The sequence below is a fragment of the Paenibacillus sp. ATY16 genome, from assembly GCF_003399985.2.
GTDB classification, from domain to species: Bacteria; Bacillota; Bacilli; order Paenibacillales; family Paenibacillaceae; genus Pristimantibacillus; species Pristimantibacillus glycanilyticus.
Genome location: NZ_NMOK02000002.1, coordinates 65,931 through 89,648 on the forward strand (window position 1 = coordinate 65,931; position 23,718 = coordinate 89,648).

Consider the following 23,718-nt stretch of genomic DNA (forward strand, 5'->3'; position numbering starts at 1 on the left):
ATGTCCTTGCGATAAGTATTTGCATTCCGGAAATAAACTTGTATAATACAATGGTTATTACTTGTATCATACAAACAAATAGTAGGAGTGCATGTCCAATGAAAGGGAACTTATTCTGGCTTAATCTGAAGCTGATGGCTAATCACAAAACGCTTCGGATCGGCTCGATTGTTTTGTTGTTTATTCCGCTGCTCTATACAGGCATGTTTCTGGCTGGCTATTGGGATCCGTACGGCCATATGGACAAGCTGCCCGTAGCGATAGTCAATGAGGACAAAGGGGCTGTATCGGAGGGCAAAGAGCTGCATCTTGGCCAAGATATCGTGGATAATATGAAAAGCGCCCATACGCTTGATTATCATTTTGTAGAGCGGTCAGAGGCGGAGAAAGGGCTCTATGACGGCGATTATTATTTGACGATCGTTATTCCGGACAACTTCTCGCAAAGCGTTACGACGCTGACGGAAGAGCATCCGCAGCCTGCCGATTTGGTCTATATGACGAATCCGGGCAACAACTATGTATCCGGTCAGATCGGAAGCAACGTGCTGAAGGAGCTAACGAATAAGGTCAGCCAAAATATCGTAAAGAGCTATACGCAAACCGTTTACGGGAAAATGCAGCAAATGGCTGACGGCTTCTCGGCTGCGAGCAGCGGCGCGGAGCAACTGGCGCAAGGAACGGAATCCGCGCAGGATGGCGTAAGCAAGCTGAATAACGCGATAGCGTCGCTGGCCAGCGGTGCAGGAAAGCTGAGCGACAGCATGAAGCCGCTCGGGCAAGGAATTCAGCAATTAGCTAGCGGAGCTGCCGGCCTATCTAACGGGACAGCTTCTTTGAACGATAATCTTTCCAGGCTAAAGTCGGCAGGACAACAGCTTGCTGACGGGGCAAATGCGCTGCGGAAAAATACGGCAGCATGGAATGAAGCGGCAGACTCCGCAATGAAGGCTGCTTCAGGAGTGGACAACTCGGCCGAAAGCCTTCAATCACGGATCAAGGCTTATGTCGAGCAGCATCCCGAGCTGAAGGATGACACTGCCTTCGCGGCGATTGTAAGCGGCAGCGAGAAGCTTGCTCAGGATGCTGACGAAGCCAGCAAGTCGGTTGAAGGGTTAAAGCAGCCGGCGGAAGCTGCCCGGCAATCCGGCGTTAAGCTGGCTGCAGGACAGTCGGCATTGGCGGACGGACTTGCGCAAGCGTACGAGGGCAGTGGCAAGCTTGCAGCCGGCAGCGCCCAGCTGAAGGACGGGCTGAACATCTCCAGCACTGGCATCGGCAAACTGCAGAGCGGCATTCATCAGCTTGCCGGAGGCGCGCAGCAGCTGAACAACGGTTCGCAAGAGCTGCTTGGCGGGGTGATCCGCCTCGTGGACGGCTCGCAGCAGCTGACGGACAAGCTGTCGGATGCCGCACAGTCAACAGCGGGTATAAAAGCAAGCGATGCGGAGCTTAATATGTACGCCCAGCCGGTACAGCTCGAACAAAAAGAGCTGAATACGGTCAAGACGTACGCAACGGGCTCAGCCCCTTATTTTCTGGCGTTAGGCCTTCTGGTTGGTTCTTTGATGGCCTCTAACATTATTCATTTCCAAGAGGGGCAGGTCCGTTCCGCATGGCAAAAGTTCTGGGGCAGAATCGGCGTCTTTTATCTGGTAGCCCTGCTGCAGACCATCGTGCTTGACCTTATCGTGCTGTACGCGATTGGACTGGACGTGCAAAGCGTGCCGAAGTTCTTCCTTTTCACTCTCGTCACGGCCTGCATGTTCACGACCCTCATTCTGATGCTTGTCGCGATCTTCGGTACGCTGGGCAAGCTGGTTGGCATTGCGCTTGTCGTTACCCAGCTGGCGAGCAGCGGCGGCACGTTCCCGATGGAGCTTGCGCCGCAATGGATTCAATCCGTTGGGCAATGCCTGCCGATGACGTATGTGCTTCGCGGCATGAAGAGCGTCATCTCCACAAGCAACTGGGATATGTATTGGAGCAATACGGGCATTCTGGTTACCTTTCTTGCGGGGTTTGCGGTTATTATGCTTGCGGCGTATCTTCTTCGTTCTGCCAAAGAAGCACCTGTTGCGCCGGCAGCCGCACACTAGAAAAACTTGCGCGCTTGCCCGTTTCCGGGTAGTCTCAATATAAAAGAGAAGAAATCGGGCAGGAGGTTTGCAAGAGAATGAAAGCATTGCAGGATAAGATTCGCAACGAAGGCATTGTGTTAAGCGAGACCGTACTGAAGGTGGATTCCTTTCTTAATCATCAGGTAGATCCGCAATTGATGTTTGAGATCGGACAGTTTTTCGCCGCGGCGTATGAAGGAGAAGGCATTACCAAGGTGTTGACGCTGGAATCGTCGGGGATTGCTCCCGCGGTTATGACGGCACTGGCACTCCAGGTGCCCCTTGTTTTCGCGCGCAAGCAAAAGTCGCTTACGCTTCGCGACGATCTCTACGTCGAGGAGGTATACTCCTTCACGAAGCAGGTGAAGAGCGAGGTGGCGATCTCCCGCAAGTTTTTGTCGCCGGGGGAGCGGGTGCTTATTATTGACGACTTCCTTGCTTACGGGGAAGCGGCCTTCGGGATGGCGAGAATCGTGGAAGCGGCCGGCGCAAGCGTAGCGGGGATCGGCATTGTAATAGAGAAGTCCTTCCAAAGCGGAGCGGACAAGCTGAAGGAAGCGGGCTATCGGGTAGATTCGCTGGCACGCATCGCTGTCTTGTCTCCGGGCGGCATTCAATTCGCAGCGGAATAAAGCAAAAGCGGAAGCTCTGTTCGGAGAGCTTCCGCTTTTTTTTAATCGTTACATCGCCTGCAAGCCGGCCTGATTGAGCAGATTCCAAGGCTTGTTGTAATGAGGCTGGAAGAAGAAGTCGACGAAGGTGAGCTCATTCATCGTCATGCCGTTCTGGATGCAGACCGACATGGTATTGATCGCTTGCGTCAGATCATCCTTCGACATCACCTGGGCGCCTACAATCCGGCCGGTATCCGCTTCGTAGACGACCTTGAGCAGAACCTTTTCATAGGTCGGCATAAATTCCGGCCGGTCATTGTCTTCCAAGGTGACGGTTTTTATATCCATCCCGGCGTCGAGGGCAGCCAGCTCGGTCATGCCGGTCGAAGCGATGTTTTGCTCATAGATCTTAATGCCCGAAGTGCCTTGCGTACCCATGTATCGGACCGTTGGAGCGACAAGGTTGCGGGCAACGAGCGTTCCCATCCGGACGGCGTTGGTTGCGAGAGGGATGTACGCATGCTTGTGGGTCGGGTTATAAAAGACGGCGCAGCTGTCGCCCGCAGCCATGACATCCGGGTTGCTGGTGCGCATATACTCATCCACGATAATGGCTCCGTTGGGCAGCATGTCGATCTGGCCTTTGAGCAGATCCGTATTCGGGCGGAAGCCGATGCAGAGGACGACGAGGTCCGTGTCGTATTCGCCGGCAGTAGTTACGACGGTGTTTACCTTGCCGGCTTCGCCGCGGAAGCCGGTTACGGTCTGTGCGAGCTTAAGCTCGATACCGCGGTTGCCAAGCTCTTGTTCAATCGCGTCGGTAAACTCGCGGTCCAAATATTTGTATAAGATCCGGTCCATATTGTCGATAAGCGTCACTTGCTTGCCAAGCTGCTCGAAAGCTTCAACAAGCTCGATTCCGATGTATCCGGCGCCAATAACGGTAATCCGGTTGGCGTGCTTCGCTTTTTCGATGATCGCTTGGGCGTGATTGTAGTTTTTGCACAAGACGATATTTTCAAGCTCCATCCCTTTCAGCTTAGGAATAATCGGCCACGAACCGGTTGTTACGACCAGCTTGTCGTAGCTTTCCAGCTTCTCCTCATTGGTTTCGAGATTGCGAGCCAGAATTGTCTTGGCTTCCGTGTGGACTTCCAGCACGTCATGGCGCAGCTTCATCTGAACACCCATGTCCGTCAGCTGCTGAGGCGAAGCGTAGAACAGCTTCTTCACATCCTGCACAACGCCGCCGACATGAAGGGCAATGCCGCACGAGAGGAACGATACATTGTCATTGCGCTCGTAAACCGTAATTTGCGCCTGGGGATAAAGCTTAGCCATCTGCGTAACAGCGGCGGTACCTGCATGCGTGCATCCAATAACAGCGATCTTCATATAAAATTCCTCCTCAAATTTTCCTGTGAAAATATTCACATACTTCTGCGCAAGTAAAGGAAGCGGATCTTGACGGGGGAGCATGTTGCTTGTTCATTGCATCGCCGGCTTCCTTCCGGGCTCAGTGAAGATGGTGACGAGAGCTTGCGGTTTGATAAACGGGGATGCCGCTTCATCTTGTGTGAATTAATTCACAATATCTTGTTGCTCTTATCATATGCCACTTTTATCAAATTGACAAGGAGTTGTGATTAATTTCACATATTGATCACAAATGCTCAGCCCTTCTAATTAGAGAGGCATTAGAGTATACTCGATGTTATATTTCTAACGTATTTTAGCTGCTTGCAAGGGGATGACCAGATGTCCGGCTATTTGCCGATTGCTTTTACGACAAAAATGAAATCACTGCTTGGAGAAGAGTATGACCGGTTTATGTCTTCCTACGAGGATCCTCGTGTGTACGGTATCCGGATCAACCGTTTGAAGCTGGGTACCGAAAAGTGGAAGTCGATCTCGCCGATGGGAGAAGCCGTTCGCCCGATCCCGTGGGCGCCGGAAGGCTTTTATTACGAAGAAGGAGCAAGACCAGGCAAGCATCCGCATTATCATGCCGGTCTTTACTATATTCAAGAGCCAAGCGCGATGGCTCCGGTTGAGCTGCTTGATGTCCATCCCGGACATCGCGTGCTTGATCTATGCGCGGCGCCGGGCGGCAAGTCGACTCAGATTGCGGCCAAGCTGCAAGGCGCCGGCGTGCTGGTAAGCAACGACAACGCCAGGGAACGGACGAAGGCGCTTGCCAAAAACATCGAGCTGGCCGGCGTCCGCAACGCCGTTGTACTGAACGAGGAGCCGTCGGCTCTAGCGCCGGTCTTCCGGGAATGGTTCGACCGCATACTGGTCGACGCGCCATGCTCGGGAGAAGGCATGTTCCGCAAGGATGAGTCGATGATCGCGGAATGGGAGAAGCATTCCATCGAACGCTGCTCGGCGATGCAGAGGCCTATTTTGCGCGATGCGGCAGCAATGCTGGCTCCGGGAGGCGTTCTGGTCTATTCAACCTGCACGTTCTCTCCGGAGGAAAACGAAGCTCAAATCGCGGAGCTGCTTGCGGAATATCCGGATTTCGAGGTTAAGCCGGTTCAGCATCAATTCGGCTGGAAGCCGGGGCATCCGGAATGGGCTGGAGAAGCGGGCGAAGGTCTTGCGGCCGAGCAATCGGCGTCGCTGGCGGGAACGGTCCGGCTGTGGCCTCACCATATCGAAGGCGAGGGTCATTACGCGGCGGTGCTGACCCGCAAAGTCACGGCTCCCGCGGAAGGAATGCCTTACAATGAGCCCCTTATCCAGACGGTCGAAGACAACGTAAAGAGAAAAAAAGTAAAGGGCAATGCCGGCGCTGCCTTGCGGGCAGCGGAGAAGAAGGGCGGCCGCGGAGCAAAAGACGGCGGCGAGCTTCAGAGGGCTGGCGGTTCGGTACGGCATTCAGGCAAAGGGCAGCCGGAGGTTGTTGATGCAGCCGCGTCATGGCATTCTTTTGCGGATCAGGAGCTGTCGGGTGGTTTTGCCGGTACGGGGTCTATTCAGAGCTTTGGCTCTCGTATCTATCTTCAGCCGGAAGGAATGCCTTCATTAGACGGTTTGCATGTCGTGCGCGCCGGCTGGTACGTCGGAGAAGCGGGCCGTAACCGATTCGAGCCTTCGCAAGCGCTTGCCATGGGGCTCCGGCATTCGGAAGCCGTACGATCGCTCGATTTTGCGTCGGATAGTCCCGAAATTATCCGGTATTTGAAAGGCGAGACGCTTTTTGTAGAAGCCCATAACATAAAGATTGAAGGAAATCCCGCACAGCCGCTTAAAGGATACGTGCTTGTATGCACGGACGGATATCCGGTCGGGTGGGGAAAATATACGGGAGACGGCATGCTGAAGAACGAGCTGCCGGCTGGCTGGAGGTGGATGTAAGATGGGTAAAAAGATGCGGATAGACAAGCTTCTGTCCCATACCGGATACGGAACCCGCAGCGAGATCAAGAAGCTGGTGAAGCAGGGAAAAGTTACGGTAGCCGGAAAAGTCGTCAAAGACAGCGGGCAACTCGTTGATCCGGAGCTCGATGAGGTTGCGTTCGACGGGGAACGGGTAATGTACCGCGAGGTTATTTACTTGATGATGAACAAGCCTCCCGGCGTCATCTCCGCTACGGAAGACCGCCGCGAACGGACCGTTATCGATTTGCTTGAGCCGGAGGATCAATTAATGGATCCGTTCCCGGTCGGAAGATTGGACAAGGATACGGTTGGACTCCTGCTGCTTACGAATGACGGACAGCTGGCGCATGAGCTTCTGTCGCCGCGCAAGCATGTTCCCAAAACCTATGAAGCGGTTGTGCAGGGCGATGTCGGCGAAGAGGATCAGACGCAATTCAAGGCCGGCGTTACGCTGGATGACGGATACGTCACGATGCCTTCGGATTTAAAGATATTGAAAAAGGACGGCGGCGAGGGTGGCGTAACTTCGGTCATATCGCTTACGATAATGGAAGGGAAGTTCCATCAGGTGAAGCGGATGTTCGAAGCGGTAGGCAAAAAGGTTGTATACCTGAAAAGGGTATCGATGGGACCGCTTGAGCTGGATGCCGACCTGGAGGAAGGGACTTACCGCGAATTAACCGATGAGGAAATCGCGCTTCTGCGCGCTCACAGGGCTGCGGATTAAAAAAAGAGACCAGGATGGAGAGAATCGTATGGCATTACAGTATGATTTGATTGCGCTAGATGTAGATGGTACCTTATTGACGGATGATCATCAACTGACAAGCAAGACTCGTGAAGCCGTGCGGGAAGCGGCAGACCGGGGAGCAAGCATTGTATTATGCACGGGCCGGGCGCCTTTCAGCGTCTTTCCGGTACTGGAGGAGTTAGAGCTGACCGGTACGATTATTACGCATAACGGCGGAGCGACGATTGACTCGGATACGAGGAAAATCATCCACCAATACGAGATCGCCCCGCAGCAGCTGGAGCCATTCGTGGAGTATTGCCGGAAAAATCAAGTCCATTACGACGTAAACACGGCTTTTGAAATGATGGTTGAATCGTTAACGCCAGAGGTATCCGATATGTACAGCAAGTTCCATGCGTCGCCTTCCGTTCTGGGACAAGGAGCCAGCCTGCCGCAGGGGCTTGTCAAGTTTACCGTATTCGGCAGCAAAGAGGTGATGGACCGGGTGCAGGAGGAATGGGAGAAATGGCCGTCGTCCCTGCAGACGATCCGAAGCGGCGATTTCTTTATCGACGTGCATCATCCGGAAGCAAGCAAGGGCAGAGCATTGCGGCAATTTGCTCTCAGCCATGGCATTGACCGGAGCCGGATTCTTGCGATCGGCAATTATTATAACGACATTTCCATGCTGGAGTTTGCCGGCTGCGGAATCGCGATGGGCAACTCTCCTGACGGGGTAAAGGAAGCGGCGGATGTCGTGGGACGTTCCAACGCCGAGGATGGCGTTGCGTACGCCCTACGGGAGTTCGCCTGGAGCTGAGCGGATAGAGAATGAACAATAAGAAGGGGCAGCCCCCTTGGTCATGTCGACCTCGGGAGCTGCCCCTTCTTTCATTGGGTTTAGTACCAAGTCCTTAGTGCCAAACTCCTCTAATGATGATTACCAGAAGAATGAAAAGGACAAGGATGAAACCTACCGTATTGACGCCGCCTCCATATACGCCAGACATGCTAATTCCTCCTTGTGATTATATTCCGCTGGAAGGCTGCTGTCACTCGAGTACATTCGCCCTCTGTTCGGTATACAGTATAGTATTGTGGGAGGCCTTCTTCGGAATGGACTCCTGTCACGATACATCGGGATTTGGGTAGTTACCCAGAAGGAAAAAGCTTGCTGGCAGCGGGTTTCGGCATCATCCCCGGCATTTGCCGCGGTATTAATTGAAACGCCGAAGCCCTTTCGGCAGATGGTTCTTAAGCTGTCCGCCGCTTGCTTTAGCCCAGCCAAGCGGAAGCCCGTCTACGGCAACAAGGCCCCAGCCGCTCTCTTCGCCCTCAGCGGGCAGCGTCTCTCCGCGAAGGTAAGCGGCAATCTCCGCCGCATCAGGAGGATAGCTCCGTACCCACGCTGCGTCCTCCGCTTGTATCGCGAGAGCAAGCGCATGCGCCGGCTCCAGCCGGTTCTTGCGGATATCGCCGAGATGAAGGCCGGGCCGCGCGACCTTAAGACCGTCAAGATCGGCGGCGCCAAAGCTGCCGTTTGTTTGATGGGGCAGCCAATAGAGGGCGTCGCCGAAGCGAAGCGGCTCGCCCGTACCAAGCTCGAAGCCGGGCAATGCCTGCTCGGCAAAGCTGTGGAACAAGGCCATCTCGGCCGTCAGCGGCTTGGGCCGTCCTGCCGCGCGTTTGTCGCGCCGTTTGTCTCTGCCTTTTGCCGGTTCATCCGCCGACTCAGGCTGCTCGCCTTCGGACGTGTTCCGCAGGCGGGCGACAAAATGTCCTTCGCCGCGAACCTGCTGCGGCCATAAACGCTCGATTTGTTCAACCTGGAAGGAAGGGTGGAGGGCAACGAATTGTTCGATCGTATCCTCGTTCTCGGCACGGTTAAACGTACAGGTCGAGTAGACGAGTACGCCGCCGGGCTTAAGCATGACCGCGGCATGCTCCAGAATTTCGGACGAGCGTTCGGCGCAATAGGCGACATGAGCCTCCGACCATTCGGCTACCGCATCTTCATCCTTGCGGAACATGCCTTCACCCGAGCAAGGAGAATCCAGCATGATGCGGTCGAAAAAGGCGGGAAACCGTCTCGACAGCTCATGCGGCGCGGCATTCGTAACAACAGCGTTGCGGATGCCGAGACGTTCAACGTTTTCGCTTAAAATTTTTGCTCGGGCAGGGTGGATCTCATTGGCGATCAGCAGGCCTTCGCCATTCATGCTGCCGGCGATTTGCGTCGTTTTGCCGCCCGGAGCGGCCGCGAAATCAAGAACCGTCTCGCCGGGTCGGGCATCCAGCAGCTCGGCCGCCGACATGGCGGACGGCTCCTGGATATAATAAAGACCGGCTGTATGATAAGGGTGCTTGCCGGGTCTTGAAGCTTCGTCATAATAGTAACCGGTTTTGCACCAAGGTACGGGCTCCAAATGAAACGGCTGCTTAAGAGCAGCCGCTTGGTCCCCGATTGGTTGTCGACATTTCAAAGGATTAAACCGAAGCCCGTAAACACGGGCATCATTGTAGCTGTCAAGAAACCGCTCGGCTTCTTCCCTTCCGAGAAGAGCCTGCATTTGCCGGACATAAGCCTCCGGCAGCTGCACGTTCTTCAATGTACTGCAACTCCTTTATGCTTATCTGTTGCGTCCGCGGCGTCCGCCGGGAGCAGAACCGCGGGAACCGCCGCCGTTATTGCCTCCGCGCGAATCTCTGCCGCCGCGTGGAGCGCTGCCGCCCGGGCCGCGTGAATCTTTGCCGCTGCTTGGACGGCCTTCCCATCTGCCGCCGCCGGCTGCCGCGCCGCGCGTATTACCGCGTGCTGCGTCGTCTTGGCTCCGTTCGCCTCTGCCGCTGCCGGTTGCTGCGCCGCGCGTATTGCCGCGAGCAGAACCGCCTTGAGTCCGTTCGCCTCTGCCGCCACGGTTAGCGCCTCGAGTGTCTCTGCCACCGCGTCCGGATTCGCGTTCGCCGCCTCTGCCGCCGCGTTCGGGAGCAGCAGCTTCCCACGGATTGCCCTCGGTGCCGCTGACGGCGGCTCGTTCCGGCTTGCCGCGTCCGCCTGCTTGCGAGCGGCCTGCACCCGCGCCGCGCTCATTGCGCTCGCCTCTGCCGCCGCGTCCGCCTTGCGCCGGTTTGAAGTCGCGATTGCCGCGACCGCGGCCGCCGCGATCCGGTTTTTTGTCATAGCTCTTGCCTTCGCTGCCGGAACGGGGAGCGCTAGTCTTCACGATTGTGCCGTCCGGTTCAACCGTACGGCGCTCAAGTACAGCATTGATGCTGCGCTCGATATGGGCAACCGCTCCGCGGTCGTAAGGCGATGCGATGGTAATTGCAACGCCGCGTTGTCCGGCACGGCCTGTCCGGCCGATCCGGTGGATGTAAATCTCGGAGTCGGTTGGCACATCGTAGTTGAACACATGGGTAACGCCCTCAACGTCAAGGCCGCGTGCCGCCACGTCCGTTGCGACCAGAATTTGAAGCTTCGCATCGCGGAAGCGTTTCATGACCTGCTCGCGTTTGGCTTGCGTAAGATCGCCATGCAGCTCGTCCGATTCGAAGCCGTGGTCTTGAAGATCCTTGTTTAGTTTTTTTGCGCGAACCTTCGTCCGGCAGAAAATAACGGCCAGGTAAGGGCGTTGCGTTTCGATCATGGAAATCAGCGCTTTCTGGCGTCCGCGGTCAGTCGTCTCAATAACCAGCTGTTTGATATTGTCCAACGTGACATTCGCGCTTTGAATTTTAATATCGACCGGAGTCTTCATGTAATTCTCGGCAAGACGTTTGATCTGATCCGGCATGGTAGCCGAGAAGAGCATCGTTTGACGGGCGCGAGGCGTCTGTTCTACGATATTTTGCACTTCGGGCAGGAAGCCCATGTGAAGCATTTGATCCGCTTCGTCGAGTACAAGCATCTTCAGCTTGCCGAGGTTGATCGTCTCGCGTCTCATGTGGTCGATCAAGCGGCCGGGCGTAGCCACAACAATGTGAGGCGAATTGTTAAGCTTGCGAATTTGCGCGTCTACGTCTTGTCCACCGTATGCGGCAAGGACTTTGGCGCCAACCGCCGCGGCAAGCTTTTTCAGCTCGCTTGTAATCTGGATAGCCAGCTCGCGCGTCGGAGTCAGAATCAGCGCTTGAACCTGCTCCTTCTCGACGTCGATGCGCTGCAGAATCGGCAAGGTGAAGGCGATCGTTTTACCCGTCCCCGTTTGGGCCTGAGCGATGACGTCTTGTCCGGACAGCAGGACGGGGATTGCTTTCTTTTGCACGGGAGTTGGACTCGTAATCCCATTGGATTGCAGGACATCGGTCAGTTCCGGGATAATACCCATGGAAATAAATTCAGTTGACATTTTGTATATGTTCCTCATTTCATCGAACTCGTTTATCGTTTAGTATACCAGTTGTGCCTTGGAAGTGCATCTTTCATCTACATATGCTATGCTGGGCGTCATAAGCTATTAAGCATACATGCAAACAAAGGAATGATCAACAATGAATAGCGGTACAGAGCGCGCTTCGGTGAAGCCGGGGCTTGAGGTGGATATTGTCCTGAAGCAGGATCAGCGGACGGGGAAGCTGACGCGCGGCATCGTAAAGGATCTGCTTACGAATTCGCCGACGCATCCGCATGGCATCAAGGTGCGTCTCACTGACGGCCAAGTCGGAAGAGTAAAACGCATTTATTCGTGATAAAGGAGCTTAGAGCGCGATGGCATTCGGGATTTCCAGGTCTGAAGTGACGGCATGGAAGGAAGCGGTCGCCCGCGGGGAGATTGCCTACCTGACGCATTATTGGGTGGATCCGCGTTTTCCGGGCATGAAGACCGTAACCAAGGTAGGCTGCTCCGATCTGGACAAGCTTGCGTTATGGTGCAGGGATAACGGTCTCAACCCGAGATATATTCATAGACGGGATAAATACCCGCATTTTGACCTGTTGGGGCCTAAGCAAAAAGAAATTCTTTTGCGGGAAAATCTACATGCGCAGCTGGAACGGTTTCATCTTCTATGAAAAGGAGGACGTTGGACATGCAGACGAACACGCTGCATCAGATGATAGAAGAGTTAAGTCTGAACGCATGGCCGTCTCTTCAGACGGTCGTTTACGACGGCTGGCTCCTCCGGTTCGCGGACGGTTATACGAAGCGTTCGAATTGCGTGATGCCGCTGTACGAGAGCCATGGCCAAGTGATGGAAAAAATCGTTCACTGCGAGAAGCTGTACGCGGAGCGCGGTTTGGACGCGGTATTTAAAATCACGCCCTTTGCAAGACCTAGTCAGCTGGATACCCTATTGGAGGAGCGGGGCTACCGGGTGGTGGATCCCGTTTACGTGAAGACGGCGGCGCTGGAGGATCTTCCGGATCCGGAAGTCTTCGCATGCCGGATCGACGAACGGCTTAGCGAACACTGGCTGGATGAATTTATGCAGATGATGCCGCTCTCGGACAAGCAGCGGGAAACGGCGGTTAAGATGCTGACCGGCATGCCGCTCCGCCAATGCTTTGTCACATTGTATGCGGATGGGGTTCCGGCGGCATGCGGAATCGGCGTAATCGAGCATGGCTATATCGGCTTGTACGATATTGTCACCTCCGAGAGGTTCCGTAATCGAGGACTTGGCTATCAGCTGCTGCTGCACATTTTTCGTTGGGGGAAGCGGAACGGGGCGGATAAAGCCTATTTATTGGTCGTTCAGGCGAACCAACCCGCAAACCGGCTGTATGACAAATTCGGTTTCGAGACGCAATACGAATATTGGTACCGGGTTAAATCTTTGAAGCAGGATGAGTGAACGTTTAGATGGTCTTAGGGTTAGCATTCATACAAGGCTTTTTATTTTCTTTATCTCTATGTTTGGATTTGGGCATGGTGAACGTTGCCATTATTAAAACCGGGGTCGAGCGCGGCTTTAAGCCTTCCTTTATGATAGGTTTCGGTTCATGCTTTGGAGACTTGACCTATCTGGCGCTTGCGCTGATCGGGTTCAGCTTTATACTCGAGATTACCGTCGTTCGTTGGATTTTATGGATTGCGGGAACGGCGGTTTTGCTTCTGCTCGCTTATAAAATGGCGAAAGAATCGCTCCATCCGAGAATGATCGATTGGAAGGCGAGGGAATCGGAAGCAGGGCAGCAGCCCAAGCGGAGGCTCGCGGATTTTCTGTTTGGACTCGGAGCGGCCTTGTCGTCGCCTACGGTTATGCTGTGGTTTGTCGCTTCGGCGGGGCCGATTGTAGCCGAGGTTCACGGCGACAGCCGTTATGCGATTGCGGTATTTATCGCGGGCTTCTTTACCGCCGGCTTATTGTGGTCGCTTGGCATGGCCTACCTCAGCGGGCGGGCAGGCAAAGCGCTAGGCGCGAAGTTCGTGAGGATCATTTCGATTTTCTCGGCTCTGCTTTTTGTTTATTTCGCAATCCGCGTATTCTGGTCGGGGCTGCAGTTTGTGTTAGGCGAGTAGGTTATTTATTGTGCGAAAGAGGGATATCGTGTCCGTTGTGAATTTGTTGGCTTCCCGGCTTGGCCGTAATGACGAGGAACCTAATATTGAACTTGCGCAAAGGCTGGCAAGCGAAGAAAATCTTGCCGGCATACAAGATATCATCGAGAATTTGTCCGGTAAGGATAAAAAGGTTCGGCATGATTGCATCAAGGTTGCCTATGAGATTGGCGAGCTTCGGCCGGACCTGATAAGCCCATTCGCTGCACGATTTATCGAGCTGCTGGACAGTTCGGATAATCGGCTGGTATGGGGCGGGATGACGGCATTGTCCACCATTGCGGATGCGGCATCGGAAGCGATTATGGAGCATTACGGCCAAATCGCTAAAGCCATGTACGAAGGTTCTGTCATAACCGTGGACAAGGCTGTTCTTACGCTTTCGAAATTAGCGGCAGCAAACGAGGACAACAACAAGGCAATCTTTCCGATCCTGCTCCGCCATCTTGAAAGCTGCAGGCCTAAGGAAGTTTCGCAGCATTCGGAAAGCGCGCTTCTTGCCGTGACGGATCTAAATAAGGAGGCTTTCCTGAAGGTACTGCGTGCAAGAGAGCAGCAACTCACGGAAGCTCAGTTAAGGAGAGTCAAAAAGATCTATAGGACGTTAGACAAATAGCACAAAATTAAAACTCGGATGGGCTTATCAAGGACAAGCACATCCGAGTTTTAGTTTTAAACCTATTTACAGCATGAGCGACAACAGCTGCTCTTTCGTAATCGGACCGAAGTAGAAGTTCACGTCGATCTCATCCAGCAGCTTGCCGAGCGATTCCGCGTCGTAACGCGTGCCGATCAGCTTCGAAGTCACTTCGCTTGTCTCGCCTCTGCCGAAGAAGTCGCCAAATACGGCGGCATCCACGATTTTGCCCTCTTCCACCTGCAGGCGTATGTCGTAGGTGCCCGCGCCTTCAATGCGCTTTGTCTGACGGACGTTAAAGGCAGGGGAGCGGCCGTAATTCCAGTCCCAGCTGCGGTAACGCTCGTCAGCCAGCTTCCGGACATTCGCCCAATCCGCTTCAGTCAGCTCGTAAACCGGAATTTCCGGCTCGCCTTCGAATATCGACTCCAGCAAATACTGTCTCAATTCCTGAATGGTCATTGGTTCCTTCAGAAATTCCGAGATGTTGGCAACGCGGCTCCGGATGGATTTGGTTGCTTTCGAGACGTATTTCTCCGCATTAACCTTGAGCGCTGAAACGACGTTCTCAATCTCCGAATCAAATAAAAGAGTGCCGTGGCTGAACATTTTCCCTTTGGTAGCAAATTGGGCGTTGCCGGAAATTTTGCGTTCGCCGACCTGAAGATCGTTGCGGCCCGACAGCTCCGCGTCTACGCCAAGCTTGCGCAATGCGCGGACAACGGGCTCCGTGAACTTCTTGAAGTTGTGGAACGACTTGCCGTCATCTTTCATGATGAAGCTGAAGCTGAGGTTCCCGAGATCATGATAAACCGCGCCGCCTCCCGACAGCCTGCGCACAACATGGATGCCGTTCTCATTGACGTATTCGGCGTTAATTTCCTCAACCGTATTTTGATTCTTGCCGATAATGATAGACGGCTCGTTAATGTAGAACAGCAAATATTCGTCTTCCGGCAGCGAACGTAAAATATATTCCTCGAGCGCCAGATTTAGCGTCGGGTCCGTGATATTGTGATTGTCGATAAAGCGCATGCGTAATTCTCCTCTTCCTATTCCGTCCTGCTCCCATTATAACCCTCACGGAAAGATTTTTCATGCGGGAGCGGACAAAATGTTGGGGCGTCCTATCTTACACGCTGCGTGCTTTGCCGCCTTCCCCGATCCAGGTTTTCTTCCAGTCCAGCTGGGCAATCGCAAGCATAATGACGCTTAACAGCGCTATGCCGCACAAAATGAGGAAGCCAGGCGTGTAGGAGCCCGTGGACTGATACAGGTTGCCCAGAATAAGCGGCAGCGCATATCCGCCAAGTCCGCCGGCTGCGCCAACGATCCCGGTTACCAGTCCAATCTCGTCGCCGAACCGCTGCGGTACGAGCTGGAACACGGAGCCGTTCCCGGCGCCAAGACACATCATGCCTACGAATAACAGGCCAATCACGAGATAGAGAGGCGGAAGACTCGAAATCGTTGCGAGCATAACAGCCGCTCCCGTATACAAAATCATCAGAACCTTAATGCCGCCAAGCTTATCGGACAAGTAGCCGCCAATCGGACGGAAGAAGCTGCCCGCGATGACGCATAGCGTAGTAAAATCGGCTGCTTTGACGGCAGACAAGCCGTATTGGGTGTTAAAGAAGATCGTCAGGTAGTTGGAAAGGCCAACAAAGCCGCCAAACGTAACGCCGTACATGATGCAGAAGAGCCAGGTATCGCGCTGCTTTAATATTTTTGCGTATTGGGACAGCTTTTTGGGAGCGGGCTGGTTCGGGCTGTCTTTCGCGAAGATCGTAAAGACGATGAAGGCGATTGCGATTGGAATAAGCGCAAGGCCAAAAACCACTTCCCAACTTCCGAAATGCTGGGCGATCCGGTTGGCGAACAAGGTGGAGAAGACCGTTCCACTGTTGCCCGCGCCGGCGATTCCCATGGCGAGACCTTGATATTGAGGCGGATACCAGCGGCTTGCAAGCGGAAGCGCAGCGGCAAACGATGCGCCTGCGACACCAAGCATGAGAGCAACGATATGCAGATCCGACAGGGAATCAACAAATTTCCAGCCCCATACAAGAGGGATCATCGTAAGCAGCATACCGAGCTGTCCGGTTCTCTTTGGTCCGATATAGTCGGTAAGGAAGCCGAACACCAGGCGGAGAATGGAGCCGCCAAGCACCGGCAGGGCAACGAGGTTGGCTTTTTGAACCGGCGTCATATCATAATCTCCGATAATAACGACGCTAAGCGGTCCAATCAGTACCCAGATCATAAAGCTGATATCGAAATACATAAAGGCACTAAATAATGAAGGCTTATGACCGCTTTTCCAGAACGACGTAGGGTTACTCATAACCAATTCCCTCCAATGGATATATTTCTGATTTTCTGTTGCAGACTCGCGTTCCCGGGGCGAGAGTCTGATTTTCGTTTCATTTCAACATTAAAAAAAGGCCGCAAACTGCCCTTGCGGACAGAAGCGGCCTCTTTGCCGAAGGCGGTACAGCATTGTACCCACCGGATCGTACGGTCACATCATTGTGAACCCAATTCGAATTATAGGTGAATTGTCAAATGCATGTCAATAAACATAACACCGAATTTTTAAATATTCCTAAAACAAAGCAGTATTTGATGTTTTTGTGTAACTTATATTGACATGTAAATAAACTTCCATTATGCTCAAATCAAATGATCAGCACAACGATGTGCTGTCGACCTTGGCAACGGAGCCCGCTTCCTTATTTACATAGGGAACGGGCTTTTTATGTTCATTTTGTGCGGTGGGGAGGGAATTTCTAATGACTACCTTGCAGAAGCAGCAGCTTATTGTATCCGTAGAAGAAGCGCTTCGTCATTTGTGCGGGGGAGCGTCCCCCGTTCTAACCGAAAAGCTGCCCTTGGAGGATTGCGTGGGCAGAGTGCTGGCGGAAGATTTCTTTACGCCGTTTCCAATGCCGCCGTTCCGCCGGGCTGCTATGGACGGGTATGCGGTACGCTCTCACACCTTGCTTGAAGCCGGTCCGGGCAGTGAGGTCATGCTTAAAGTGATTGCGGAGGTTAAGGCGGGCACATCCAAGGAATGGGCTCAGGAGTGTACCGTAGACCGGCCGGTTAATGATAGGGATGCCGTGCGGATTTTTACGGGTGCGCCCGTGCCGCATCGTTACGATACCGTTGTCATGCAGGAAGTGGTTACCCCCATTTACGGAGAAGACGGGAAGCCCCTGTGGATCGGAATAGACCGTCCGCATCCGGCAGGCCGACATATCGCGGAAGCCGGAGAGGATCTTGCGCCAGGCAAGCTGATTCTCGTGAAAGGAACCGTGATCGGGGCAAAAGAAATGGCGGTGCTGGCCTCTTACGGGCAGGCTGAAGCGGTTGTGCGCGTGAGGCCCAGGATCGTTGTTCTGCCGGTTGGCGATGAGCTTCAGGAACCGGGTACGGCGCTTTCCGCAAACCGGATTTATGACGCTAACGGACTTGTAGTTTACGCTTTCCTGAAGCAGCTTGGCGCTCAAGTCACCCGCCGGAAGCCGGTTCCGGATCATCCCGCCATTCTGGCTAATGAAATCAGGCTTGCCGCGGAGCAGGCCGATATAGTAATAACGACAGGCGGGATATCGGTCGGTGACCATGATTACGTTGAGCGGTCCGCTGCCAGCGCCGGCTTTGTGCCGATGTTTACGAAGGTGCTGATGAGACCGGGGACCCCAACCTCCGCTTTTAAAAAAGAGGGCTGTCTACTGTTTGGTTTGTCGGGTAATCCGTCCGCTTGTTATTCCGGTCTTGAGCTGCTGGTGAAGCCGGCCGTTCAATGGCTCAAGGGAATGAAAAATTACCGCAATCAGTGGTTAAAAGGCAAGCTGGAGGACTCGGTCGGCAAGCCTTGCCCTTATCCCCGATATATTCGCTCGATAGCAACGATGGAGCTTGGGGTATGGCGAATTTCACCGCTGCCCAACGACAAATCGGGGAATATTGCGGCATTCGCGGAAGCAAACGCCATTGCCGTAATCCCGGCGGGCGGAAGAGGTGCGGCAAAAGAGGAAATCGTTTCTTTTCTATTACTAACGCATATGGCAAACGGAGGATTAACGTTGTGACGACAAGGAAACTAGCGGTAATCGGCAATGGAATGGCAGGCGTAAGATGCGTAGAGGAGATAGACCGGTTATCGCCCGGAGCCTTCGAGATTACGATTATCGGGGATGAGCCGCATCCGAACTACAATCGGATTATGCTGTCGAAAGTGCTGCAGGGCGATACCTCCATTTCGGATATTACAATCAATGACTTTGCCTGGTATAAGAAGCGAGGGATCCGGCTGCTGCTGGGCGAGAAGGCTGTGCGGATCGATGCGGTTGGAAAAAGCATTTATCTGGAATCGGGCAAGACGGTGCCTTACGATGAACTTATATTGGCAACGGGATCTTCGGCTTTTGTCCCGTCGATCTCGGGTATTCATAAATCCGGCGTAACGGCCTTTCGCAACATAAAAGATTGCGAGACGATGATCGAAGCCTCGGAATCCTACCGGAGAGCGGCGGTTATCGGAGGCGGTCTGCTGGGGCTGGAAGCTGCGCGCGGTCTGCTTAACCTGGGCATGGAGGTGCATGTCGTTCATAATGCCTCCTATCTGATGAACAGGCAGCTGGATGCGATGTCGGCCGATATGCTGAAGCGGGAGCTAATGCAGCAGGGCATGCGGTTCTGGATGGAGAAGCGGACGGAGAAAATTATCGGCCGCAAAAGGGCGGAAGGGCTGTTGTTCAGTGACGGCACCAAGCTCGTGGCGGATCTGATTGTCCTGGCTGTAGGGATCAGTCCCAACATCACGGTAGCCGTTAACAGCGGAATTGCCACGAACCGGGCTATTCTTGTCGACGATTACATGCGGACTAACGTGCCTCATATCTATGCGGTTGGAGAATGCGCGGAGCATAACGGGACGGTATACGGATTGGTCGCCCCGCTGTACGAGCAGGGCAAAGTGCTGGCCAAGGTACTGATGAATGCGGATACCGTTCCTTACAAAGGCTCCATTCCTTATTCCATGCTGAAGGTGTCCGGGGTAGACGTGTTCTCGGCAGGAGATATTCAAGGCGATGTTGAGGTGGCGCTGCAGCAATATAACGGTCTTCAGGGTACATACAAGAAGGTAACCGTCAAAAACGGAAAAATAGCCGGTGCCGTCTTGTACGGGGACAGCTCTGAAGGAATGAAGCTGCTTGATTGCTTAAAGAAGAAAACGGATGCGAAGGTGCTCTTTGAAAAGACGGAAAGCGAGTCCGGCGGTGCTGATGAGGCTGTTGTTGCGATGGCCGATCACCAGACCGTATGCTCGTGCAACGGCGTCAGCAAGGGAGCTATCGCATGCGCGATCCAGGAAGATAATTTGCAGACGGTCGAGCAGATCCGGGATAAGACAAAAGCATCCGGCTCCTGCGGCGGCTGCAAGCAGCTCGTAGGCGCGGTGCTGGCAAGCGTGCTGGCGGGAGCGGGAGGCGGAACTAAAAAGGTAGTCCCAATCTGCGGCTGTACCGAGCTCGGTCATGAAGAAGTAAAAGCCGAAATTGCGAAACGGGAGTACGCAAACGCAGCGCAGGCAAGAGAAAAGCTTGGATGGAGCAAGGCAGACGGCTGCGTCGTTTGCCGCGGCGCTATTCCTTATTATATGGGATTGATCCAGGAATCCAAAAAGACAGTAAGCCCGTTGTTGGACGATGAGCGCAAGGAGTTAACATGGGATACCCGGGAACTCAAACTGCCTTATCCTGTGCAAACCGAGCGGTCTGCCCATTATTTGAAGCCTTCGGACGTCCTGGTCCGAGATTTTGGGCTTGCCGCCGTACCTGCCGGCTGGGAGGTTTACGTCGGAGGCCATTCGGAGCATCCGGTTAAGCAAGCGCAGCTGCTTGCGGTTGAGGCGGACGAGGAGCAAGCCATGCAGCTGGCGGCAGCCTGCGTTCAGTGGTACCGGGAATCCGCTTATTACGGGGAGCGTCCTTGGAAATGGCTTGAGCGAATCGGCCTCCAGCCGCTTAGGGAAAAGCTTCTGGATCGCGGAGAGCAAGAAGATTTACTCAGCCGGTGGCAGGCGGCGGAAAGGGCGGAGATGGTATGGAGCGGCACGTAGAAACAATGACATTCTCGGTGGAGCAGGCGAGGCAAGTGATGGCCACGCAATGTCCCTTTTGCAGCGTGCAATGCAAGATGGAGGTTATGGAGGACCGTTCGGGACGGCGGCCGACCTACCAGGTAACGGCGATCCCGAACAAAGCTTCGGAAGGCCGGTTATGCGTGAAAGGGATGAACGCGTATCAGCATGCGGTCAGCAGGGAAAGGCTGCTTCACCCGATGATTCGCAAAAACGGCAAGCTGACGCAGGTGACGTGGGAAGAAGCTCTCGAGGCGGTCAGCAGCCGGCTGTCCGGACTGCAAGCGGAGCATGGCGCCCATGCCGTTGGTCTGTACGGCGGCGGATCGCTTACAAACGAATCTGCCTATTTGCTGGGCAAGTTCGCGCGGGTTGCTCTGCAGACCAAATATATTGATTATAACGGCAGGTTTTGCATGTCGGCGGCGGCATCGGCGGGCGTAAAAACCTTCGGCATCGACCGCGGCCTGACAAACAAGCTGTCGGATATTCCTCTAGCCGAATGCATTATTTTGGCGGGGACTAACATCGCGGAATGCCAGCCGACGCTGATGCCGTATTTTACGAGAGCGAAGGAAAACGGGGCCATCATCATTGTTATTGATCCCCGTGTATCGGCCACCGCTTCTATCGCCGACGTCCATCTGCAGGTGAAGCCCGGTATGGATGCGGCTCTGGTGAACGGCATGCTGAAGGTTATTTTTGACGAGAAGCTGATTGACGAAGCCTTTATCAAGAGCAGGACAAAGGGTTTTGCCGAAGTGAAGGAGCATGTGGATTCGCTGGATCTTGGCGAAATCGCTGACATTACCGGCGTAAGCTTGGACCTGATCCGCAAAGCGGCAATCAGCTTTGGCAAGGCGCGTACGGGAATGGTCTTTACAGCCCGCGGCGTAGAGCAGCATGCGGATGGGCATATGGCCGTAAGAAATTTTCTAAACATGGTTCTGGCCACGGGCAAAATCGGCAGGGAAGGCTGCGGCTATGGCGCGGTGACCGGACAAGGGAACGGACAAGGCGGACGCGAGCATGGGCAAAAGGCGGATCAGCTGCCCGGCTACCGATTGATCGAAAATCCGGAGGACCGCGCTTATATAGCGGGCGTATGGGGGATTGAACCGGGAGAGCTTCCCGGCAAAGGAGTATCCGCCTACGAGATGATGGAGCTTGTTCATAGCCGGGATATAAAAGGGCTGTTCGTCATGGGCTCTAATCCGATTGTATCGAACCCAAACGCCGTTCTGGTGGAAGAAGCGCTGGAACGGTTGGAATTCCTTGTTGTTGCGGATATGTTCCTCTCGGAAACCGCAAAGCTTGCCGATATCGTACTGCCGGTGACCTCCTATCTCGAGAACGAGGGAACGATGACGAATCTGGAGGGCAGGGTTCTGCTGCGGCCGGCTGGCCGTCCGGCTCCGGGTGAAGCGCGTCATGACTGGCAGATTCTATGCGACTTGGCTTATAGCCTTGGCAAAGAAAAGTATTTCACCTTCCGCCATCCGGAGGATATTTTTAATGAACTGCGCATGGCAAGCCGCGGCGGCATTGCGGATTATTACGGCATCACGTACGAAAGGCTCCGCAAGGAGGAAGGGATCTATTGGCCATGCCCTTCTCTTGACCATCCGGGAACACCGCGGTTGTTCGGAGAACGATTCGCCCATCAGGACGGGCTTGCCGTATTCCAGTCCGTAGACAGTCAGTCTCCGGCGGAGCAGCCTAATAATGAATACCCGCTGTACATGACAAACGGCCGAATGCTGTCCCATTACCTAACGGGAGTGCAGACGCGAAGAAGCCCCGTCCTGGCTGCCCGCGAGGTGGAAAACATATTGGAGATTCACCCGTCGACAGCGCGGAAATACCGGCTTGAGGATGGCGTGCTCGCCAGCGTGCAATCCGTCAGGGGAACGGTTATCGTTCGCGCGAAGGTGACTTCGGATATTCGCGAGGATACGATATTTATCCCGATGCATTGGGGAGATGCCCAGAACGTGAACCGGGCAACCCATGCTCTTCTGGATCCGAATTGCAAGATGCCGGATTTCAAGACAAGCGCGGTAAAGGTTCTCCCTCTTGCCGAGTATTTGCGGGAGGAGCAGGAGAAGGGGCTGATGAAGGAATGATTGGCGGCATCATATTGGCCGGTGGCCAAGGCAGGCGAATGGGCGGATTAATGAAGGCGTTCCTGCCGATTGGCGGGCAGTTTATGATTGAGCGCGTTCGTGACAACATGCTGCCCTTATGCGGCAGCGTGACGGCCGTGGTCGCGTCGGAGGATCAGGCTAAGCTCCTCTCCGGCTTGAAGCTGCCATGCCTGATTGATGGGGCGCCCGGTCAAGGTCCGCTTGCGGCTCTTCATACCGCTTTTGAATACAATTGTTTTTCCGCGCTGTGGGTATCCGCTTGCGATATGCCTTTTGTATCGGATAAGGCCGCCAATTTTTTGCTGCAACAGATGGAAGAGAGCGACAGTCTGGCTGCCGTGCCCGAAGTGAATGGTCGGCTTCATCCTCTTCATGCAATTTACCGCGCGGAGTGCCTGGAACAGGTTGAGCGTTGTCTGCGGGAAGGCGACTACAGCATGAACGGATTTCTGAAGCGGATCAACTATGCCAAGGTTCCGGAGGAGAAGTTTAAGGCGGCCGGCATTTCCCTTAGCTTTGTTGACAATATCAATACTCCGGAGCAATACGAAGAAGCGAAAATTCGAAAGGAGGTGTAGCCATGGCAGCAGCCGTGTATCAGATTACGGGTTATAAAAATACGGGCAAAACAACGCTCATGTGCCGGCTGATCGATTATTTGGCTTCCCGCGGAATTAAGGTCGCCACGGTTAAGCATGACGGCCATCCATTCGAGGCGGAGCCGGCGCATGCGGATACCGCCCGGCACCGATCCTCCGGAGCGGTCTGGTCGGCGATTACTTCGGCAGACCGGACGGCTATTGTGAAGGAGAAGCCTTCCGCATTGCTTGAGCTGATCGGAGAAGCGCCGGCGGAGGCTTTTATCCTTGTTGAAGGGTTTAAGGCGGAGCGGTTGCCGAAGCTTGTAATCGTGAGGCGGGCGGAAGACGAACGGCTGCTGGGCGAATTGAGCGGCATTACGGCAGTAGCGGTCTGGCCGGGATATCATCTGCGGAAAGACGCCATTCCGGCAGGAGTCGAGTTATTCGAGGTAGACGATGTGCAGGGGATAGGAGATCATATACAGATAGAAGGTTCGAGAAGACAGTCCTGAACGGGACTGTCTATTTTTTTGCATCCTGAGAAAAACTTTTTCGGTATTGAACCGTATACAATACTTAACGAAGAAACAGCAGCAGGAGGCGTTCCCATGTTTCAATTATTCATCTATATCGGCTGTGGATTCATTTTTATATCCGGGGTAGCTTTGGGAGCCTGGACAACGCCCGAGCAGCAAAGAAGCAATTTTAATTCGGAGCAGCCAGCGGATAAAAGAATGAGAAACAAAGTTGCTACCTGGTCCTTTGTGCTGGCTCTGGTCTGTCTCGCAATTGCCGGACTGATCAACTGGCTGGATTAAATAGAAAGCGCCCCGTTTATGACAAAC

General features: G+C 54.1%; 22 protein-coding genes. 16 read left to right on the plus strand and 6 right to left on the minus strand.

Annotation, left to right across the window (positions count from 1 at the left end; genetic code table 11):
- Nucleotides 1-98: 98 nt before the first annotated feature.
- A complete protein-coding gene (locus tag CFI03_RS01045; RefSeq protein WP_248756186.1) occupies nucleotides 99-2,099 on the plus strand; it encodes a YhgE/Pip domain-containing protein in 2,001 nt (666 codons plus the stop codon).
- Nucleotides 2,100-2,176: 77 nt separating this feature from the next.
- Nucleotides 2,177-2,752 carry a xanthine phosphoribosyltransferase gene (locus tag CFI03_RS01050; RefSeq protein ID WP_248756187.1) on the plus strand — a complete coding sequence of 192 codons (576 nt, stop codon included), beginning with the start codon at nucleotides 2,177-2,179 and terminating at the stop codon, nucleotides 2,750-2,752.
- 48 nt (nucleotides 2,753-2,800) lie between these two features.
- Here CFI03_RS01050 and CFI03_RS01055 read toward each other — a convergent pair whose 3' ends face one another.
- Nucleotides 2,801-4,129, minus strand: a complete 1,329-nt coding sequence (locus CFI03_RS01055) for an FAD-dependent oxidoreductase (protein ID WP_248756189.1) — start codon at nucleotides 4,127-4,129, stop codon at nucleotides 2,801-2,803.
- A 363-nt stretch (nucleotides 4,130-4,492) separates the two neighbouring features.
- On the opposite strand from CFI03_RS01055, the gene CFI03_RS01060 reads away from it, so the two are divergent.
- From CFI03_RS01060 to CFI03_RS01070, 3 genes are read left to right on the plus strand one after another with little or no spacing between them, the layout of a single operon-like run.
- A complete protein-coding gene (locus CFI03_RS01060) occupies nucleotides 4,493-6,097 on the plus strand; it encodes an RsmF rRNA methyltransferase first C-terminal domain-containing protein (RefSeq protein WP_248756191.1) in 1,605 nt (534 codons plus the stop codon).
- Between the two features lies 1 nt (nucleotide 6,098).
- On the plus strand, nucleotides 6,099-6,848 hold the full coding sequence (locus CFI03_RS01065; RefSeq protein WP_201003826.1) for a pseudouridine synthase: 750 nt from the start codon (nucleotides 6,099-6,101) through the stop codon (nucleotides 6,846-6,848).
- 28 nt (nucleotides 6,849-6,876) lie between these two features.
- Nucleotides 6,877-7,674 carry a Cof-type HAD-IIB family hydrolase gene (locus CFI03_RS01070; protein ID WP_248756192.1) on the plus strand — a complete coding sequence of 266 codons (798 nt, stop codon included), beginning with the start codon at nucleotides 6,877-6,879 and terminating at the stop codon, nucleotides 7,672-7,674.
- A gap of 94 nt (nucleotides 7,675-7,768) precedes the next feature.
- Here the strand turns inward: CFI03_RS01070 and CFI03_RS01075 are convergent, their stop codons facing one another.
- The 3 genes from CFI03_RS01075 to CFI03_RS01085 all read right to left on the minus strand — a co-directional run bounded on the left by CFI03_RS01075 (nucleotide 7,769) and on the right by CFI03_RS01085 (nucleotide 11,203).
- Nucleotides 7,769-7,864, minus strand: a complete 96-nt coding sequence (locus CFI03_RS01075) for a dihydroorotate dehydrogenase (RefSeq protein ID WP_127496536.1) — start codon at nucleotides 7,862-7,864, stop codon at nucleotides 7,769-7,771.
- 207 nt (nucleotides 7,865-8,071) lie between these two features.
- Entirely contained in the window at nucleotides 8,072-9,463 is a 1,392-nt protein-coding gene (locus tag CFI03_RS01080; protein ID WP_481857643.1) for an RsmF rRNA methyltransferase first C-terminal domain-containing protein, read from the minus strand.
- 21 nt (nucleotides 9,464-9,484) lie between these two features.
- Complete coding sequence (locus CFI03_RS01085) at nucleotides 9,485-11,203, minus strand: DEAD/DEAH box helicase (RefSeq protein ID WP_248756194.1); 1,719 nt, start codon at nucleotides 11,201-11,203, stop codon at nucleotides 9,485-9,487.
- A gap of 142 nt (nucleotides 11,204-11,345) precedes the next feature.
- Between CFI03_RS01085 and CFI03_RS01090 the strand changes: the two genes are divergently transcribed.
- Genes CFI03_RS01090 through CFI03_RS01110 form a run of 5 tightly spaced genes read left to right on the plus strand, consistent with a single transcriptional unit; the run spans nucleotide 11,346 to nucleotide 13,970 of the window.
- On the plus strand, nucleotides 11,346-11,543 hold the full coding sequence (locus CFI03_RS01090; protein WP_127496533.1) for a YwbE family protein: 198 nt from the start codon (nucleotides 11,346-11,348) through the stop codon (nucleotides 11,541-11,543).
- 19 nt (nucleotides 11,544-11,562) lie between these two features.
- The gene (locus CFI03_RS01095; RefSeq protein ID WP_127496532.1) at nucleotides 11,563-11,865 is read left to right on the plus strand and encodes a hypothetical protein; all 303 of its coding nucleotides are present in this window, start codon (nucleotides 11,563-11,565) and stop codon (nucleotides 11,863-11,865) included.
- A gap of 17 nt (nucleotides 11,866-11,882) precedes the next feature.
- Nucleotides 11,883-12,647 carry a GNAT family N-acetyltransferase gene (locus tag CFI03_RS01100; RefSeq protein ID WP_248756195.1) on the plus strand — a complete coding sequence of 255 codons (765 nt, stop codon included), beginning with the start codon at nucleotides 11,883-11,885 and terminating at the stop codon, nucleotides 12,645-12,647.
- An 8-nt stretch (nucleotides 12,648-12,655) separates the two neighbouring features.
- Nucleotides 12,656-13,315 carry a LysE family translocator gene (locus tag CFI03_RS01105; protein WP_283094371.1) on the plus strand — a complete coding sequence of 220 codons (660 nt, stop codon included), beginning with the start codon at nucleotides 12,656-12,658 and terminating at the stop codon, nucleotides 13,313-13,315.
- Between the two features lie 28 nt (nucleotides 13,316-13,343).
- Entirely contained in the window at nucleotides 13,344-13,970 is a 627-nt protein-coding gene (locus tag CFI03_RS01110; RefSeq protein ID WP_248756198.1) for a HEAT repeat domain-containing protein, read from the plus strand.
- A gap of 66 nt (nucleotides 13,971-14,036) precedes the next feature.
- Here the strand turns inward: CFI03_RS01110 and lplA are convergent, their stop codons facing one another.
- Nucleotides 14,037-15,026: a lipoate--protein ligase gene (gene lplA / locus CFI03_RS01115; protein WP_248756199.1), complete on the minus strand. Its 990-nt coding sequence runs from the start codon at nucleotides 15,024-15,026 to the stop codon at nucleotides 14,037-14,039.
- A gap of 97 nt (nucleotides 15,027-15,123) precedes the next feature.
- The gene (locus CFI03_RS01120; RefSeq protein WP_127496528.1) at nucleotides 15,124-16,338 is read right to left on the minus strand and encodes a nitrate/nitrite transporter; all 1,215 of its coding nucleotides are present in this window, start codon (nucleotides 16,336-16,338) and stop codon (nucleotides 15,124-15,126) included.
- A 448-nt stretch (nucleotides 16,339-16,786) separates the two neighbouring features.
- Here CFI03_RS01120 and CFI03_RS01125 point away from each other — a divergent pair, with 448 nt between their 5' ends.
- From CFI03_RS01125 to CFI03_RS01150, 6 genes are all read left to right on the plus strand, one after another.
- Nucleotides 16,787-18,091 (plus strand): molybdopterin molybdotransferase MoeA, encoded by a 1,305-nt coding sequence (locus CFI03_RS01125; protein ID WP_248756201.1) that lies wholly within the window; start codon nucleotides 16,787-16,789, stop codon nucleotides 18,089-18,091.
- Complete coding sequence (gene nirB, locus CFI03_RS01130) at nucleotides 18,088-20,124, plus strand: nitrite reductase large subunit NirB (RefSeq protein ID WP_248756202.1); 2,037 nt, start codon at nucleotides 18,088-18,090, stop codon at nucleotides 20,122-20,124. The genes CFI03_RS01125 and nirB overlap by 4 nt, the downstream gene beginning before the upstream one ends.
- Nucleotides 20,109-22,271: an assimilatory nitrate reductase catalytic subunit NasC gene (nasC, locus tag CFI03_RS01135; protein WP_248756203.1), complete on the plus strand. Its 2,163-nt coding sequence runs from the start codon at nucleotides 20,109-20,111 to the stop codon at nucleotides 22,269-22,271. Before nirB ends, nasC begins: the two co-directional genes overlap by 16 nt.
- Nucleotides 22,268-22,870, plus strand: coding sequence for a molybdenum cofactor guanylyltransferase (gene mobA / locus CFI03_RS01140; RefSeq protein WP_248756205.1), 603 nt, complete (start codon nucleotides 22,268-22,270; stop codon nucleotides 22,868-22,870). The genes nasC and mobA overlap by 4 nt, the downstream gene beginning before the upstream one ends.
- Nucleotides 22,871-22,872: 2 nt before the next feature.
- Nucleotides 22,873-23,385 carry a molybdopterin-guanine dinucleotide biosynthesis protein B gene (mobB, locus tag CFI03_RS01145; RefSeq protein WP_248756207.1) on the plus strand — a complete coding sequence of 171 codons (513 nt, stop codon included), beginning with the start codon at nucleotides 22,873-22,875 and terminating at the stop codon, nucleotides 23,383-23,385.
- Nucleotides 23,386-23,481: 96 nt separating this feature from the next.
- A complete protein-coding gene (locus tag CFI03_RS01150; RefSeq protein ID WP_248756209.1) occupies nucleotides 23,482-23,691 on the plus strand; it encodes a DUF5316 family protein in 210 nt (69 codons plus the stop codon).
- Nucleotides 23,692-23,718: the final 27 nt, after the last annotated feature.